Annotated in this window: 15 protein-coding genes; 9 read left to right on the forward strand and 6 right to left on the reverse strand. The window is 68.0% G+C overall.

Features of this window, described 5'->3' with window-relative positions:
- The first annotated feature begins 41 nt into the window (after window positions 1–41).
- Window positions 42–707, forward strand: a complete 666-nt coding sequence (phoU, locus tag C8D81_RS19855) for a phosphate signaling complex protein PhoU (protein WP_094357274.1) — start codon at window positions 42–44, stop codon at window positions 705–707.
- Window positions 708–796: 89 nt separating this feature from the next.
- Here phoU and C8D81_RS19860 read toward each other — a convergent pair whose 3' ends face one another.
- A complete protein-coding gene (locus C8D81_RS19860; RefSeq protein ID WP_094357276.1) occupies window positions 797–1,546 on the reverse strand; it encodes a phosphoglyceromutase in 750 nt (249 codons plus the stop codon).
- Window positions 1,547–1,606: 60 nt separating this feature from the next.
- On the opposite strand from C8D81_RS19860, the gene C8D81_RS19865 reads away from it, so the two are divergent.
- Window positions 1,607–2,344 (forward strand): SDR family NAD(P)-dependent oxidoreductase, encoded by a 738-nt coding sequence (locus C8D81_RS19865; protein ID WP_094357278.1) that lies wholly within the window; start codon window positions 1,607–1,609, stop codon window positions 2,342–2,344.
- Window positions 2,345–2,374: 30 nt separating this feature from the next.
- Here the strand turns inward: C8D81_RS19865 and C8D81_RS19870 are convergent, their stop codons facing one another.
- Window positions 2,375–2,881 carry a type III secretion system chaperone family protein gene (locus C8D81_RS19870; RefSeq protein ID WP_166646912.1) on the reverse strand — a complete coding sequence of 169 codons (507 nt, stop codon included), beginning with the start codon at window positions 2,879–2,881 and terminating at the stop codon, window positions 2,375–2,377.
- 226 nt (window positions 2,882–3,107) lie between these two features.
- Here C8D81_RS19870 and aspA point away from each other — a divergent pair, with 226 nt between their 5' ends.
- Genes aspA through C8D81_RS19885 form a run of 3 tightly spaced genes read left to right on the forward strand, consistent with a single transcriptional unit; the run spans window position 3,108 to window position 7,301 of the window.
- Window positions 3,108–4,553 carry an aspartate ammonia-lyase gene (aspA, locus tag C8D81_RS19875; protein WP_094406142.1) on the forward strand — a complete coding sequence of 482 codons (1,446 nt, stop codon included), beginning with the start codon at window positions 3,108–3,110 and terminating at the stop codon, window positions 4,551–4,553.
- A 6-nt stretch (window positions 4,554–4,559) separates the two neighbouring features.
- Window positions 4,560–5,927 (forward strand): anaerobic C4-dicarboxylate transporter, encoded by a 1,368-nt coding sequence (locus C8D81_RS19880; protein WP_133626662.1) that lies wholly within the window; start codon window positions 4,560–4,562, stop codon window positions 5,925–5,927.
- A gap of 15 nt (window positions 5,928–5,942) precedes the next feature.
- Window positions 5,943–7,301, forward strand: a complete 1,359-nt coding sequence (locus tag C8D81_RS19885) for a dihydrolipoyl dehydrogenase family protein (protein ID WP_133626663.1) — start codon at window positions 5,943–5,945, stop codon at window positions 7,299–7,301.
- Between the two features lie 42 nt (window positions 7,302–7,343).
- Here C8D81_RS19885 and C8D81_RS19890 read toward each other — a convergent pair whose 3' ends face one another.
- Complete coding sequence (locus tag C8D81_RS19890; RefSeq protein WP_133626664.1) at window positions 7,344–8,639, reverse strand: L,D-transpeptidase; 1,296 nt, start codon at window positions 8,637–8,639, stop codon at window positions 7,344–7,346.
- A gap of 82 nt (window positions 8,640–8,721) precedes the next feature.
- Window positions 8,722–9,483, reverse strand: coding sequence for an IclR family transcriptional regulator domain-containing protein (locus C8D81_RS19895; protein WP_166646913.1), 762 nt, complete (start codon window positions 9,481–9,483; stop codon window positions 8,722–8,724).
- 90 nt (window positions 9,484–9,573) lie between these two features.
- Between C8D81_RS19895 and C8D81_RS19900 the strand changes: the two genes are divergently transcribed.
- From C8D81_RS19900 to C8D81_RS19915, 4 genes are read left to right on the forward strand one after another with little or no spacing between them, the layout of a single operon-like run.
- Complete coding sequence (locus tag C8D81_RS19900; RefSeq protein ID WP_133626665.1) at window positions 9,574–10,446, forward strand: ABC transporter substrate-binding protein; 873 nt, start codon at window positions 9,574–9,576, stop codon at window positions 10,444–10,446.
- Between the two features lies 1 nt (window position 10,447).
- Window positions 10,448–11,368, forward strand: a complete 921-nt coding sequence (locus C8D81_RS19905; protein WP_133626666.1) for an amino acid ABC transporter permease — start codon at window positions 10,448–10,450, stop codon at window positions 11,366–11,368.
- 8 nt (window positions 11,369–11,376) lie between these two features.
- Window positions 11,377–12,129 (forward strand): ATP-binding cassette domain-containing protein, encoded by a 753-nt coding sequence (locus tag C8D81_RS19910; protein ID WP_438940862.1) that lies wholly within the window; start codon window positions 11,377–11,379, stop codon window positions 12,127–12,129.
- A gap of 22 nt (window positions 12,130–12,151) precedes the next feature.
- Window positions 12,152–12,991, forward strand: coding sequence for an MBL fold metallo-hydrolase (locus C8D81_RS19915; protein WP_094399201.1), 840 nt, complete (start codon window positions 12,152–12,154; stop codon window positions 12,989–12,991).
- Here the strand turns inward: C8D81_RS19915 and C8D81_RS19920 are convergent.
- Window positions 12,988–13,833 carry an endonuclease/exonuclease/phosphatase family protein gene (locus C8D81_RS19920; protein WP_098476996.1) on the reverse strand — a complete coding sequence of 282 codons (846 nt, stop codon included), beginning with the start codon at window positions 13,831–13,833 and terminating at the stop codon, window positions 12,988–12,990. The two genes, C8D81_RS19915 and C8D81_RS19920, sit on opposite strands and share 4 nt — an antisense overlap.
- A gap of 96 nt (window positions 13,834–13,929) precedes the next feature.
- Window positions 13,930–15,066 (reverse strand): GTPase family protein, encoded by a 1,137-nt coding sequence (locus tag C8D81_RS19925; RefSeq protein WP_094460191.1) that lies wholly within the window; start codon window positions 15,064–15,066, stop codon window positions 13,930–13,932.
- Window positions 15,067–15,090 lie beyond the last annotated feature (24 nt).

A 15,090-nucleotide genomic window follows, 5' to 3' on the forward strand; every position in this document is an offset into this window, starting at 1 on the left:
CGGCCCAGGACGCCCCGTCGGAGAACAGTGAGGTCATCTCGATGCGTGATTCCTACCGCGAACAGCTCGACACCGTGGTCAACGACCTGGTCGAGATGTCCCGGCTTGTGAGTTCGGCGGTGAAGCGGGCCACCCAGGCCCTGTTGACCGCCGACATCCAGCTCGCGGAACAGGTCATCTCCGACGACGCCAAGATCGACAGCGCCCACAACGACATCGAGCAGCGCTGCTTCTCCCTGCTCGCCCGGCAGGCTCCGGTGGCCGGCGAACTGCGCACCGTCGTCGCCGCGCTGCGGATGGTCGCGGAGATGGCCCGGATGGGTGACCTGTCCGCCCATGTGGCCAAGATCGCCCGGCTGCGTTACCCGGAGAAGGCGCTGCCGACCAACCTGGAGGGGAACTTCCGCCGGATGGCCGAGGTCGCCGACGAGATGGTGAACAAGGCCGGCAACACCCTGCACAGCCGCAATGTCGAGGTGGCCCACGAGCTCGCCGAGATCGACGAGGAGATGGACGACCTGCGCCGCAGCCAGTTCCGGATCCTGCTCAGCGACGACTGGACCCACGGTGTCGAGGCGGCCGTCGACGTCGCCCTGCTCGGCCGCTACTACGAGCGGATCGCCGACCACGCCGTCTCGATGGGCCGCCGGGTCGTCTACGTCGTCACCGGTGAGACCGCCGGCGACGACACCTGGACGACCGCCTGAGGCGTACGCCGATCCCCACGCTCATCGAGTGGGCCGCCATGCGCAGCGGAGCATGGCGGCCGTGTCGAGATGAACGTGAAGGGTCGGTACTACTTCTTGCCCTGGTTCTTGACGGCCTCGATGGAGGCGGCGGCGGCCTCGGGGTCGAGGTAGCGGCCGCCGGGGGTGACCGGGCGGTACTGGTCGTCCAGCTCGTAGTACAGCGGGATGCCGGTCGGGATGTTCAGCCCGGCGATGTCGTCGTCGGAAATGCCGTCGAGGTGCTTGACCAGGGCACGCAGCGAGTTGCCGTGCGCGGCGACCAGCACCGTCTTGCCCGCCGCCAGATCGGGGATGATGTCGGACTCCCAGTAGGGCAGCATCCGCTCGACGACGTCCTTCAGGCATTCGGTACGCGGCCGCTCGGCCTCGGGGATGTCGGCGTACCGCAGGTCGTTGAACTGGCTGTACTCGTCGTCGATGTCGAGCGGCGGCGGCGGGGTGTCGAAGGAGCGGCGCCAGGTCATGAACTGCTCCTCGCCGAACTCTTCCAGCGTCTGCTTCTTGTTCTTGCCCTGCAGGGCACCGTAGTGCCGCTCGTTCAGCCGCCAGCTGCGGCGTACCGGGATCCAGTGCCGATCACAGCCGTCCAGGGCGAGGTTCGCGGTGCTGATCGCGCGGCGCAGCAGTGAGGTGTGCACCACATCGGGCAGCAGCCCCTCGGCCTGCAGCAGTTCGGCACCACGCTTCGCCTCCGCGACACCCTTCTCGTTCAGGCCGACATCGACCCAACCGGTGAAGAGATTCTTGGCGTTCCACTCGCTCTCGCCGTGACGGAGCAGGATCAACTTTGCGCTCATGTCCCCCGAGCCTAGTGGGCGCGGTGCGAGCGTGCAGACCCCCGATGGCAGAATCGCGGCATGGACACCACACGTACTGCCGTTGTCACCGGAGCCAGCAGCGGGATCGGAGCGGCCACCGCGCGCACGCTCGCCGAGCTCGGCTTCAAGGTCATCTGCGCGGCCCGTCGGACCGAGAAGGTGGCCGCGCTGGCCGAGGAGATCGGTGGGATCGCGGTCACCTGCGATGTCACCTCCGACGAGTCGGTGGCCGAACTGGCGAAGACGGTCGGCGACCGGGTGGATCTGCTGGTCAACAACGCCGGTGGCGCACTCGGTCTGGAACCGGTCGCCGAGGCGGATCTCGCGGCCTGGCAGGCGATGTACGACTCCAACGTGCTCGGTTCGGCGCGGGTCACCAAGGCGCTGCTGCCCGCGGTCGAGGCCGCCGGGGGGCAGATCGTGTTCATCACCTCGGTCGCCGCCGACGGCGGTTATGAGGGCGGCGCCGGATACTGCGGGGTGAAGGCCGCCGAGCGCTCGATCGTGCAGTCGATGCGGCTGGAGTGCTTCGACAAGCCGGTGCGGATCGCCGAGGTGGTCCCCGGCATGGTGAAGACCGACTTCTCCCTGGTCCGCTTCGGCGGCGATGCGGAGAAGGCCGACAAGGTGTACGCCGGGGTGGTCGAGCCGCTGGTCGCCGAGGACATCGCCGAGTGCATCGGTTTCATCGCCGAGCGGCCCGGCCATGTGAACATCGATCGACTGGTGGTACGCCCCCGCTCCCAGCCCGCACAGCACAAGGTGCACCGGGTCTGACGGACCCCGGTTGCGATCCGGTACGCCGGATCAGTCCTCGCGGAGGTGTTCGAAGGCCGCCAGGTTGTGGGTGGGCTCGCCCCGGGAGAGCCGCCACCGCCATTCCTTGCGGATCGATTCGGCGAAGCCGAGCTCCAGGATGGTGTTGAAGGAGTCGTCCGCGGTGTCGGCAACGGCGCCGAGCACCCGGTCGACCTCCTCGGAAGTCACTGCGTGGTAGGGAATCCGGCCGATCAGGTAGATGTCGCCGAGCCGGTCGATGCAGAACGAGACGACGTAGAGCCGCAGGTTGCGTTCCAGCAGCCAGCGATAGACCGCCTGATGGTTCTCATCCGGGTTGCGGACCACGAAGGCGCGCACCTCGAGTGCCTGCGCGCTGAACACCAGCGCGCACTCGGTCTGCAGCTTGCGGGTGCCGGGCAGGGTGACGCTCACCGAGTCGGCGGTCTCCCGGCTCTCCAACTCCAGTTCGGCCAGGCAGGCCATCACGACCTCGTGGGCCCGATCGCGTTGCGCCAGCTGCTGATTCGCATCCATGCCCCAACGGTACGCCACCGATACCGACGTGAGATTGGGCACATCCGCACCCGGTGAGCGGCGCACCGCACACCCCTTCGGTGCCATTTCTCCTGTGCTGGTTGCGAATGCGGGAATCGACCAGCGGCTCGAACCCGGCGGAACGCCATCTCAAAAGGTACTACAATACGTAGTAGACGGGATCGGAGATCCGGTCCCGGAGGATGGATGAAGGAGCTGGACCGCCATGACCACCACCAGGACCGAGGAGGATCTCCTCGGCGCCCGCGACGTGCCCGCCGACGCCTACTGGGGAATCCACACCCTGCGCGCGATGGAGAACTTCCCGATCAGTGACCGGACCATCAACGACGCACCCGACTTCATCCGCGGCATGGTGCAGGTCAAGAAGGCCGCCGCACTGGCCAACGCGGAGCTGGGCGTCCTTCCGGTCGAGATCGCCGACGCGATCACCACCGCCTGCGACGAGATCCTCACCGAGGGGCGCTGTCTGGACCAGTTCCCCATCGACGTCTTCCAGGGTGGTGCTGGGACCAGCGTGAACATGAACACCAACGAGGTGATCGCGAATCTGGCGCTGGAGCAGCTGGGGCGACCCCGGGGGGACTACCGGACGATCAACCCCAATGACCATGTCAACCGCAGCCAGTCGACCAACGACGCCTACCCAAGTGGTTTCCGGCTCGGGGTGTACGCCGCCCTGCAGCGACTCACCGCTGCCCTGGCGGAGCTCGCGGATTCCCTGCAGCAGAAGGGAACCGAGTTCGCCGGCGTGCTGAAGATGGGGCGCACCCAGCTGCAGGACGCGGTGCCGATGACGTTGGGTCAGGAGTTCGACGGCTGGGCCGCGACGATCCGCGAGGAGATCGTGCAGCTCGACCACACCGCCGAACTGCTGCTGGAGGTCAACCTCGGCGCGACCGCCATCGGCACCGGGGTGAACACCCCGGTCGGTTATGCGCATCTGGCGGTGCAGAAGCTCGCCGAGGTGAGTGGCTACCCCTGCGTACCCGCACCGAACCTGATCGAGGCGACCAGCGACTGCGGGGCGTACGTGATGGTGCATGCGGCGCTGAAGCGGGTGGCGGTGAAGCTCGGCAAGGTCTGCAACGACCTGCGCCTGCTGGCCTCCGGGCCACGCGCCGGGCTCAAGGAGATCAACCTGCCCGAACTGCAGGCCGGCTCCTCGATCATGCCCGCCAAGGTGAACCCGGTGATTCCGGAGGTGGTGAACCAGGTCTGCTTCAAGGTGATCGGCAACGACCTCACGATCACCCTGGCCGCCGACGCCGGGCAGCTGCAGCTGAATGTGATGGAGCCGGTGATCGGCCAGGCGATGTTCGAGTCGATCGGCCTGCTGGTCAACGCCTGCGACACCCTGCGCACCCGCTGCATCACCGGAATCACCGCGAACGAGGAACGGTGCCGCGACTACGTCGAGAACTCGATCGGGCTCGTCACCTACCTCAACGACATCATCGGCCACCACAACGGTGACCTGGTCGGCAAGGAATGCGCCGAGACCGGCAGGACGGTCCGCGAAGTGGTGCTGGAACGCGGCCTGCTGACCGCCGAACAGCTGGACCGGATCTTCTCGGTGCAGAACCTGATGCATCCGCGCGATCTCTCCACCCTGGCAGAGATCCAGCACGACCCGCAGGCGACGAGGTAACCGATCATGATGCTCTGGATCCACCTGCTGATCGTCCTGCTGGCGATCTTCCTGGGGGCCCGCCTCGGCGGTATCGGCATCGGTTTCGCCGGCGGGCTGGGCGTGATCGCGCTCGGCCTGACCGGCGCCCAGGTGCGGACCTTCTACGTCGCCGACGGTGCGGTGAAGCTGGACATCCCGGTCGATGTGATGACCATCATCATGGCGGTGATCGCCGCGATCGCCGCCATGCAGGTGGCCGGTGGTCTCGACTATCTGGTGCACCTGGCCGATGTGGTGCTGCGCAGGAACCCCAAGCACCTGATGTTCCTGGCACCGATCATCACCTATCTGATGACCTGGATGGCCGGTACCGGGCACACCGCCTTCTCCACCATGCCGGTGATCACCGAAGTGGCGAAGGAGAACAACATCCGACCCAGCCGGCCGCTGTCGATCGCCGTGGTCGCCAGCCAGATCGCCATCACCGCGTCCCCCATCTCGGCGGCCGTCGTCTGGCTCTCCGGCGCGCTCGGCACCCCGCACGCCGGCCAACCCGCCGTCGACTATCTGCAGATCCTGGCGATCACCTTCCTGTCGACCTTCCCGGCCTGCATGATCGTGGCCGGACTGATGCTCGCCTGGGATCGCTGGGTGAACAAGAAGTCCGCGCTGGAGTTCGACCCGGTCTATCAGCAGCGGGTCACCGCGGGCCTGGTGCATCATCGCGACAACCACGACTACCGGGCGCCCAGGGGTGCCAAGGCATCGGTGCTCATCTTCGTCATCGGCCTGGTGCTGGTGATGGTCTATTCGGCGGCCATCAGCGACAAGCTGCAATGGATCGCGAATCCGCCGATGCCACGCGACGCAGCGATCATCGCGATCATGCTCTCGATCGCCGCAATCGTCGTGATGGTTGCGAAAGTGCGGCCCGCCGACATCCTCAACGCACCCACCTTCAAGTCCGGGATGAGCGCCTCGGTCTGTGTGCTGGGGGTGGCCTGGCTGGGCACGACCTTCGTGAACGCCCACATCGATACGATCAAGTCCGCCGCCGGTGGTCTCCTGCAGGATCACTCCTGGCTGCTCGCGGTGGTGCTGTTCTTCGCCGCCTCGCTGCTCTATTCCCAGGCCGCGACCGCCAAGGCACTGATGCCGGCGGCGATCGCCCTCGGGGTGAGCAATGTCGGCATCGTGGCCAGCTTCGCGGCGGTCTCCGCACTGTTCGTGCTGCCGACCTACCCGACGCTGATCGCCGCGGTGGAGATGGACGACACCGGTTCCACCCGGGTCGGGCGGGCGGTGTTCAACCACCCCTTCCTGGTGCCCGGGGTGCTGACCATCGGGATCGCCGTCGGGCTCGGCTACCTCTTCGGTGGGCTGATCCTCTGACATAGGCTGCCGATCATGACCGACAGCTATGACGTGATCGTGATCGGCGCCGGTCCGGCCGGTGAGAATGCCGCGGACCATGCGATCCGGGGCAGCGACCGGACGGCGGTCCTCGTCGAGCAGGAGCTGGTCGGCGGGGAATGCTCCTACTACGCATGCATGCCGAGCAAGGCGCTGCTCCGTCCGCTCGAGGTGGCCGCCACCGCCAATCAGCTGCAGGGCATCGGCAAACCGGTGGAACTCGATCCGGCCGGGTTGCTGGCCCGCCGCGACGCCTGGGTGTCGAACTATCAGGACGCGGGCCAGGTCGACTGGGCGCGCGGCGTCGGCGTGGACGTCGCCCGGGGCCGCGGCCGGGTCGTCGGCGAACGGGAGGTCGAGGTGGTCGACTCCGCGGGCGGGGTACGCCGCCTGACCGCGCGCCAGGCGGTGGTGATCGCCACCGGCAGCACGCCGACCGTTCCGGCACCGTACGCCGACATCGCGCCCTGGTCCTCCCGGGATGCGACCGGCGTGGTCGAGGTGCCGCAGCGGATCGCGATCGTCGGTGGCGGCGTGGTCGCCTGCGAGGCGGCGTACTGGCTGCGCGCCCTGGGTGCCGAGGTGACCATGCTGGTTCGCGGTGAACGACTGCTGGCGCAGGCCGAACCGTTCGCCGGTGAGGCGGTGCTCGCTGGATTGCAGGCGGCCGGCGTCGACGTCCGCCTGGGCGCCGACGTCGATTCGGTACGCCGCGACCGGGTCGACGACGAGCCGGAGCTGGGTCGCCCGCACGGTGGACCGGTGCGGCTCGCCCTGTCCGGTGTGGAGCTGGAGGTCGACGAGGTGCTGGTGGCCACCGGCCGCAAGCCGGCCACCGACGGCCTCGGGCTGGAGGCGTACCCGGACGCGGAGTGGCTGTTCTCGGTCGGTGATGCGTCCGGCGAGGCGCCGCTGACGCACTGGGGCAAGTATCGGGCGCGGCAGCTCGGCGCCCGACTGGCCGCCCGCGCCGAGGGGCGTCCCGAACCGGAGCAACGCACCGATGCGCCGGTACCGCAGGTGGTGTTCACCGATCCGCAGGTCGCCTGGGTGGGTCGGACGAAGGCCGCCGCCGAGGCCGACGGCATCGAGGTGACCACCAGGGATGCGGCCTACACCTCGGCCGCCGGCGCGGCGCTGCTCCGCGACGACGCCGACGGTCACGCGCGACTCGTCGCCGACGCCGCCACCGGCCGACTGCTGGGCGCCACCTTCGTCGGCCCCGAGGTGGCCGAACTGCTGCACTCGGCGACCGTCGCGGTCGTCGGCGGACTCACCCTCACCCAGCTCGAGGACGCGGTCCCGAGCTATCCGACCGCCAGCGAGGTCTGGTTGCGCCTGTTGGACCAATGACCGAACGCTCTCCGCTGCGCATGGTGGCCTACTCGATGAACGTCAGCGCAGCGCGGACTTCTGCTGCCACTGATCCCAGCTGAGATCCCACTCGCTCCAGCCGTTGCCGAACTCCGTCGGCCGGTCGGATCCGGTGAACACGACCGGATCGCCGATCTGCGCGTTCTCGAACAGCGCGTACATCTGCTCGGTGGACATCCCCACGCAGCCGTGCGAGGCGTTCACCTTGCCGAACTTGCCCTCGTTCCACGGCGCGGAGTGGATGAACTCCCCCGATGAGGTGACCCGGAGTGCGTACGCGACCTTGAGTGAGTAGCCCTCCGCGGAGTCGCGGGCGATGCCGGTGGTCTCGGACTCCATCTGGATGTTCTCGGCCTTCTCCATCACCACCTTGGTGCCGGAGCGGGTGGTGAAGCCCTCCTTGCCGGCCGACATCGGGTAGGTCTTCGGCGCCTGGTCACGGGTCTGCCAGGAGACGGTCTTGCCGGAGATGTCGACGCGGCCGATCTGCTTGCGACCGATCTTCAGCTTCAGCTTCCGGCTCTCCTGGCCGTAGCGGCCCTCCCCGGCGTTCACCCCGTTGAGATTGGCATCGAGGGAGATCTCGGTGCCGGGCTGCCAGTAGTCCTTGGGCCGGAAGTGCACGGTCTTGTCATCGATCCAGCCCCACGACCCCTCCTGGGCGGGAACCGAAGTGACATGGAGATTGCGCTCGAACTCGGCCTTGTTCGTCACCGGCTGGTCGAACTGGAGCACCACCGGCTGGGCGACCCCGAAGGGTCCGCCCTGCACCGGGGTGAGGGTCGGGAAGACCTCGTTGGCCCGCGACACCGCGGCGGTGGTGAAGGTGGCCTTCTCGGTCCTGGTGCTGCCGTCGGCGCCGGTGCCCTTCGCGGTCACGGTGTAACTGGCCGAGGGATCGAGCCGGCTGTCGGCGGTCCAGGCGCCCTGGTCGTTGACCGCGCCGCCGATCTTCGGGTTGGTGCTCTTGCCGGAGGCGGTGGTGCTGACCTGCACCTGGTCGACCTTGCCGAACTTCGGGGTGACGGTGATCAGGGTGTCCACCGGTACGCCCTTGGCACCGTTGGCGACGTTGAGATCCAACGCGAAGGGGCCGCTCTCCGGGGTGGGGCGGTCGGGGTCTGACTGCTCGGCGCGGCCGTCGGGGGTGCCGCGCTCGCCGCCGGCGCGTCGCCCGCGGCGGGCGGCGTACTCCCCGCGGTGGCGGTGCTCGCGCCACCACTGCAGCCGACGAGCAGCAGACAGCTGCCGATCACTCCGACCAGTCCGACACCACGCATTGAATCCCCCGATCCGTTCCGCGGCCGATCCTGCCACGCGCCGATGGCAATCCGCGCGGCCGGCCGGCGGGCGAGCTGCGGATCGTGACCTGATCGTTGGGGAAGCCCAACCAGCGTGCTCAACCGAGGTCCGCGGCGATCCGTTCGGCACTCTCCTGGGCCAGCCCGCGGACCCGGCCGCGCAGATCGGCCACCGAGCAGCGGGCCGTCGGCGCGGAGACCGAGAGCGCGGCGGGTGCGAGGTGGGCGGGCCGGGGAATCCGCACCGCGACCGAGCGGACACCGATCTCGAGCTCCTCATCGGCGACGTCCCAGCCACGCTCGGCAACCGTCGCCACTCGCTCGATGATCCAGTCCACCTCGGTCGGGGTGCGGTTGGTGTGCCGCGGCCGGGGGCTCTGCCGCACCAGCTCGGCCACCTGCTCCGATGGCAACCCGCTGAGCACGGTGCGCCCCATCGCGGTGCAGTAGCAGGGCAGCTCGTTGCCCAGCGTCAACCGGATCGACAACCCGGTCTCGGCATTCGCCACCCCGACGAAACAGGCGGTCGCCCCCGACAGCACGGTCACCGCACAGGACTCCCCCGTCTCATCACGCAACGCCCGCAGCGGCTGCTCGGACGCCGCGGCCAACGGATCCGACCCCAGGTAGTTCCAGGCCAGCGTGAGGATCTTGGGGCGCAACCGGAAACTGTCCCCGGGCATCCGGGCCAGATAACCGAGCTGCTCGAGGGTGAGCAGGTAGCGGCGGACCACGGCCCGGTCGAACCCGGTCGCCTCGGCCGCCTGGCGCAGATTGAGGGTCGGCCGGTCCGGGCCGAACACCGCGAGCACCTCGAAGGCCCGCTGCACCGATCGCACCTGATCCCGTTCGGTGGCCATTGTGAACTCCTCCATTGACGTGCTGGCATCGGCATGCCTACGCTCGTGCGCACACCGCATCTATTATGCGCATAGCGCACGGAGGATGTCATGCGAATCGCCTGCACCGTGATCACCGCAACAGCCCTGCTGCTCGTCGCCGGCTGCTCGGACCGGCCCGCCGAACCGGCACCCGGCGCCGCGGCCAGCACCCCCGGCGGGTTGCCCGCCGATCTGAAGGCGAGAGGGATCGTCGCCGGGGCGGAGCTCACCGTGCCCCCGATGACCTTCTTCGAACCGGACGGCAGGACCCCGACCGGCGTCAACTACGAACTGGCACAGGCGATGGCGGAATCGCTGGGAACGAAGATCACCTTCCAGCAGTACGCCTTCGAGGGCCTGCAGCCAGCGCTCAAGGGCGGCAAGATCGACATCATCTTCGACGTGCTCAACGACACCAAGCAGCGCCAGCAGCAGTTGGACTTCGTCGACTATGTGAAGTCGGGCAACACCCTGTTGCTGCCGGCCGGGAATCCCAAGCAGATCAGGGATCTTGCCGGGTTGTGCGGAGCGACGATGTCCACCGTGCGCGGCTCGGTGCAGATCGCGATGGTGGAGAAGGCGTCGACCGACTGCACCGCAGGCGGCAAGCAGGCGATCACCATCAACCAGCTCCCGAGCGCGGCCGACGCTCGACTGCAGGTGCAGAACGGTCGCGCGGATGCCTTCATCGGCAACACCCCGGTGCTGCTCTATGTCGCCAAGACCGCCGGGGAGGGCAAGGTGTTCAGCACCGCGGTGCTGGAGGGCACCGGTTCGTACTACGGAATCGGCGTACCCAAGGACAAACCGGAGGTGCGCGACGCGCTGGTCCGGTCCTTGCAGCAGACGATGGATGACGGCACCTATCAGAAGGTGTTGGCGAAATACGGGCTGGAGCAGATCGCCCTCGACAAGCCGCTGGTCAATGCGGCGACCAGCTGAGATGGCCGAGCAGATCGACGCGCCGGCAGCGGAGGCCTGGCCGCCCCGCGTCCCCGACCGGCTCGTCGAACCGCGGCACCCCGGGCGCTGGGTCGGTGGCGTGCTGCTGGTCGCGGTCGTGCTCGCGCTGGTGTGGTCGGTGGCCACCAATCCCAAGCTGCACTGGCAATCGGTCGGTGAGTTCCTGTTCAGCCCGACGATCCTCGGCGGCCTGGTCACGACCGTCGTGCTCGCCTGCCTGTCGATGCTGATCGGCATCGGCATCGGTCTGCTGATGGCTCTGTTGCGCAGCTCGGCCAACCCGGTCGCCAGGGTTTTCGCCGGTGGTTACATCTGGCTGGTCCGGGGTACGCCGCTGCTGGTCCAGGTGCTCGTCTGGGGCAACCTGGCGCTGTTCGCCGAACGCATCTTCATCGGCATTCCGGGCACGGATCTCTATCTGCTCGACTATTCCACCAACAACCTGATCACCCCGTTCGTCGCCTCGGTGCTCGCCCTGTCCATCAACGAGGGGGCCTACATGGCGGAGGTGTTCCGTGGTGGTCTGCTGGCCATCGACCGGGGTCAGCATGAGGCGGTCGCCGCCCTCGGACTGTCCCGACTGCAGGGTCTGCGCAAGGTGATCCTGCCGCAGGTCGTCCGGGTGATCACCCCGCCGACGGGGAACCAGTTCATCAACATGCTCAAGATGACCTCGCTGGTCTCGGTGATCGCGGGTGGGGATCTGCTCACCCAGGCGCAGAACATCTCCGCCGGCAACCTGCGCACCTTCGAGCTGCTGATCGTCGCGAGCATCTGGTACCTGGCCGTGACCAGCATCGCCACCATCGGTCAATATCTGTTGGAGCGGCGGATGGATCACAGCACCCGGCGTCCGCGCACCGTCGCGGTGGCGAACGAACCGGCGGGTGAGCCCGCATGAGGCCCCCGGTGGTTGTTGATCAGGTTCACAAGAGCTACGGCTCCTTGAAGGTGCTGAAAGGCGTCTCGCTGACGGTGGAGCAGGGTGAGGTCGCGTGCCTGATCGGGCCATCGGGTTCGGGCAAGAGCACCCTGCTGCGCTGCCTGAATCTGTTGGAGGACATCGATTCCGGCGCGGTCTGGGTCAACGGTGAGCTGCTCGGGCGGCGGGTCGGCGGCGACCGGCAGCACCGTCTCGACGACGGCCGGATCCGGCAGCAGCGCCAGGGCATCGGAATGGTGTTCCAACACTTCAACCTGTTCCCCCATCTGACCGCGCTGGAGAATGTCACGCTCGCCCCGACACTGCGGCGCGGGGCGGATCGCGCCGAGGTGCGCCGTCGCGCGGAGGACCTGTTGGCGGCCGTCGGGCTGGCCGACAAGCGGTTGCATCATCCGGCACAGCTGTCCGGCGGACAACAGCAGCGAGTGGCGATCGCCCGGGCACTGGCGCTCGAACCGGCGGTGCTGCTGTTCGACGAGCCGACCTCGGCCCTCGATCCGGAGGTGGTCGGCGAGGTGCTCGCCGTGATGAGCGACCTGGCCGGGCAGGGCATGACGATGATCGTGGTCACCCACGAGCTCACCTTCGCCCGCGAGGCCGCCGACACGATCCATTTCATGGACGGTGGCACGATCATCGAGTCGGGTCCGCCGGAGACGGTGCTCGACCGCCCCGAACAGGCCAGGACCATCGAGTTCCTGCGCCGCTTCACCCGATGACCTTCAACCCCAGGAGCGCGACGTGACGACCCAGTTGGTGCTGCTCGGCACCGCCGGCGGACCCACCCCGAAGAAGGACCGCTCGGCACCGGCGCAGGCGATCGTCGTGGACGGCCGGGTGATCGTCGTGGACTGCGGGAACGGCATCACCAGGCGCCTGGTCCAGGCCGGGATTCCGTTCACCAGCATCGATTCGGTGCTGATCACCCACCACCACTCCGACCACAACGCCGACCTGGGGAACCTGTTCCTGCTGGGTTGGGCCGGGGGCCTGTCCGACCCTGTCCAGGTGCTCGGGCCGCCGCCACTGGGCGAGCATCTCGAACACTTCTTCGCCATGCAGCGCTTCGACATCGAGACCCGCATCCTGGACGAGGGCCGGCCCGATGTGCGGGCGCTGCCGCAGGTCACCGAGGTGACCGAACCCGGCGTACTGGTGGATCGGCCCGGGTTGCGGATCAGCTGCGCCCGGGTGAACCATCCGCCGATCGCACACGCCCTGGCGTACCGGATCGACACCACGGATCGGTCGATCGTGATCTCCGGTGACACCACCCCGTGTGACGAACTGGTCGAACTGGCCCGCGGTGCGGATCTGTTGGTGCATGAGGTCATCCACACCGAGAGCCTTGAGGCGACCCTGGCCCGCAGCAACGGCACCCGGTTGCTGGAGCATCTGGTGAACAGTCACACCCGCGTCCAGGACGTCGGCAAGCTGGCCGAGCAGGCCGGGGTCGGGACCCTGGTGCTGTCCCATCTGGTGCCCAGCGACGACTCGGTGCCCGAGAACGTCTGGGTCGAAGCCGCCCGGGAAGGGTTCAGCGGCGAGGTCGTGCTGGGCCGCGACCTGATGGTTCTCTAGCGACCCGGGGTGGTCTGGATCTGCAACCGGGCCAGCACCCCGAGGTGGTCGGAATACTGGGCGGTGCGCAGCTCACCGGACAGGGTGCGGATCGGGCCGGCGTGCAGCACGTAATCGATCCGGCGATCGGGAGCGTTCGTGGGATAGGTGTAGGCGTCGTCGCGGCCCAGCTCGCGGAAGGTGTCGGCGAAACGGGTCCGCAGCAGCTCCATCTCGGGGGTGTCCGGGATGGCGTTCAGATCACCGGTCAGCACCGTGGGGCGTGCCGGATCGTCAAGCCTGGAAAGGATCTCGCGGACCTGGGAGATCCGCTGCTCGGAGCGCTGGTGGTCCAGGTGGGTGTTCCAGACCTGGACGAACGCACCCCGCACGTTGATCGTCGCGGTCAGCAATCCGCGCTGCTCGGTCGGCCGGGTCGGGTAGGGGATGCTGGTCAGCGGGACGTTCTCGCTCGCCACGATCGGGTACCGGCTGAGGATCGCGGTGCCGTACTGCCGGCGTTCGGTGCGACCCTCCGGCGGCGCTTCGTCGAGGTTCGCGCCGTAGGCGAGCTGGTAACCGAGCAACCGGGCGAGCTCGGCGCCCTGGTCGGCCCAGTCGCTGCGTTCACCCCAGTAGCGGTCGACCTCCTGCAACCCGACCACGTCGGCACCGCTGGCCCGGATCTCCTCGGCGATCCGGGCGAGGTCGAGCCGGCCGTCCTCACCGACACCGTGCTTGATGTTGTAGCTCAGCACGGTGAGCTGGAAATCCTTGCGTGGTGCGGCATCCACGGCGGTGCTGAATCCGCCGAGACCGAGCAGCAGGGCGAGGGACAGGACGAGGGTGGTGACCAGTCGCATGGCGGTGACGTTACCGCTACGCCACCGCGGGATGGCGAGCGGTCACCGACGGTCACCCAGAATTCACCCGGGCGTACCAGCGACGGAGACCGCCGATCAGGAGTCCTTGTGGCGGATTCCCGGTACCCGCTTGCGGAACTCGGCGTTGAACAGATCCTGCACGGCCTTGGCGTCGATCACGCCGTCCAGCCCCTTGAGCCTACCGGCGATCAGTTGCTGGCAGACCGCCAGCCAGGCCTGCCCCATCGCGAAGGTGAACGTGGAGGCGACCCCGGCGCTGATCGCTCCCCCGGCGACGGTGCCGGCACCCGGGATCAGCTTGAGCAGGTTCGTGAAGGCGGCGCGCCCGCCGACGGTGGCCGCCGAGGTGGAGGCGACCGCCAGCATCGCCGCGCGTTCGAACTTGAGCTGATAGATCTGCGCGATCCGCGCCATCATGCCGAGCTGGATCGGGACCAGCATGGCGGCATCCGAGAACGGGATCGGGCTCGCGGCCGCGGCGGCCGAACCGGCCGCCGCCGTCGTTATCGCTTTCCGCGCCTCCCGGGCCTTGGCACCGAGATCCACCTGTTGCGACGCGGCGAGGGCTGAGTGGACGGCCTCGGGCGCGACCTGAAAGGTCGCCTGCATCAGGTCGATCAAGCCGTGGACCGACTGACCAGTGAACTGGTCCCTCACCGCGTTGGTCATGAACGGACGGCCACCGACGATCGGCAGTTGGAGGCTCTCCACGTAGCGGGCGAGCTGGACGGCATCGGGGTGATAGTTCGGCACACCGTTGTCGAGCTGGGCCGGCACCTGGGTGAAGACCACGATCACCGGCAGGCCGAGCTTGTCGATGCGGCGGATGAACTCGGCCTCGGCCTCCTCGAAGCGGCGGTCCATCCCGCGCACGCAGTACCAGGCCACATGCACCTGCTCGGTGATCGGCTTGCGGCGCTGCTGGGTGACCAGGGCGTCCAGGTCCTTCAGCAGCACTTTGTCATCGCGACCGACCTCGAGGCCCTGGGTGTCGACGATGCCGAGCTGGCCGCGATGACCCAGATAGAGGTGCGACCCCTTGGTGACCGGCTCACCGATGCCGGTCGGGGCGACGTTCTCGCCGAAAACCGCGTTCAACAAGGTGGATTTGCCCACCCCGGTCTTGCCGAAGATCGCCAGATTGAACCGGCCCATCACCTCGGCCTGCCGGTCGAACTCCGCTCGAAAGGAGTCGGTGAACCATTGCGCCATGGGCCTAGGGTACGCAGCCGTGCG

The organism is Enemella evansiae, from assembly GCF_004362375.1.
GTDB classification, from domain to species: Bacteria; Actinomycetota; Actinomycetes; order Propionibacteriales; family Propionibacteriaceae; genus Enemella; species Enemella evansiae.

Excerpts from the sequence above, each read along its gene's own strand:
- phoU (WP_094357274.1), top strand. The coding sequence starts at position 42 with ATGCGTGATTCCTACCGCGAACAGCTCGACACCGTGGTCAACGACCTG.
- C8D81_RS19860 (WP_094357276.1), bottom strand. The coding sequence starts at position 1,546 with ATGAGCGCAAAGTTGATCCTGCTCCGTCACGGCGAGAGCGAGTGGAAC.
- C8D81_RS19865 (WP_094357278.1), top strand. The coding sequence starts at position 1,607 with ATGGACACCACACGTACTGCCGTTGTCACCGGAGCCAGCAGCGGGATC.
- C8D81_RS19870 (WP_166646912.1), bottom strand. The coding sequence starts at position 2,881 with ATGGATGCGAATCAGCAGCTGGCGCAACGCGATCGGGCCCACGAGGTC.
- aspA (WP_094406142.1), top strand. The coding sequence starts at position 3,108 with ATGACCACCACCAGGACCGAGGAGGATCTCCTCGGCGCCCGCGACGTG.
- C8D81_RS19880 (WP_133626662.1), top strand. The coding sequence starts at position 4,560 with ATGATGCTCTGGATCCACCTGCTGATCGTCCTGCTGGCGATCTTCCTG.
- C8D81_RS19885 (WP_133626663.1), top strand. The coding sequence starts at position 5,943 with ATGACCGACAGCTATGACGTGATCGTGATCGGCGCCGGTCCGGCCGGT.
- C8D81_RS19895 (WP_166646913.1), bottom strand. The coding sequence starts at position 9,483 with ATGGCCACCGAACGGGATCAGGTGCGATCGGTGCAGCGGGCCTTCGAG.
- C8D81_RS19900 (WP_133626665.1), top strand. The coding sequence starts at position 9,574 with ATGCGAATCGCCTGCACCGTGATCACCGCAACAGCCCTGCTGCTCGTC.
- C8D81_RS19905 (WP_133626666.1), top strand. The coding sequence starts at position 10,448 with ATGGCCGAGCAGATCGACGCGCCGGCAGCGGAGGCCTGGCCGCCCCGC.
- C8D81_RS19920 (WP_098476996.1), bottom strand. The coding sequence starts at position 13,833 with ATGCGACTGGTCACCACCCTCGTCCTGTCCCTCGCCCTGCTGCTCGGT.
- C8D81_RS19925 (WP_094460191.1), bottom strand. The coding sequence starts at position 15,066 with ATGGCGCAATGGTTCACCGACTCCTTTCGAGCGGAGTTCGACCGGCAG.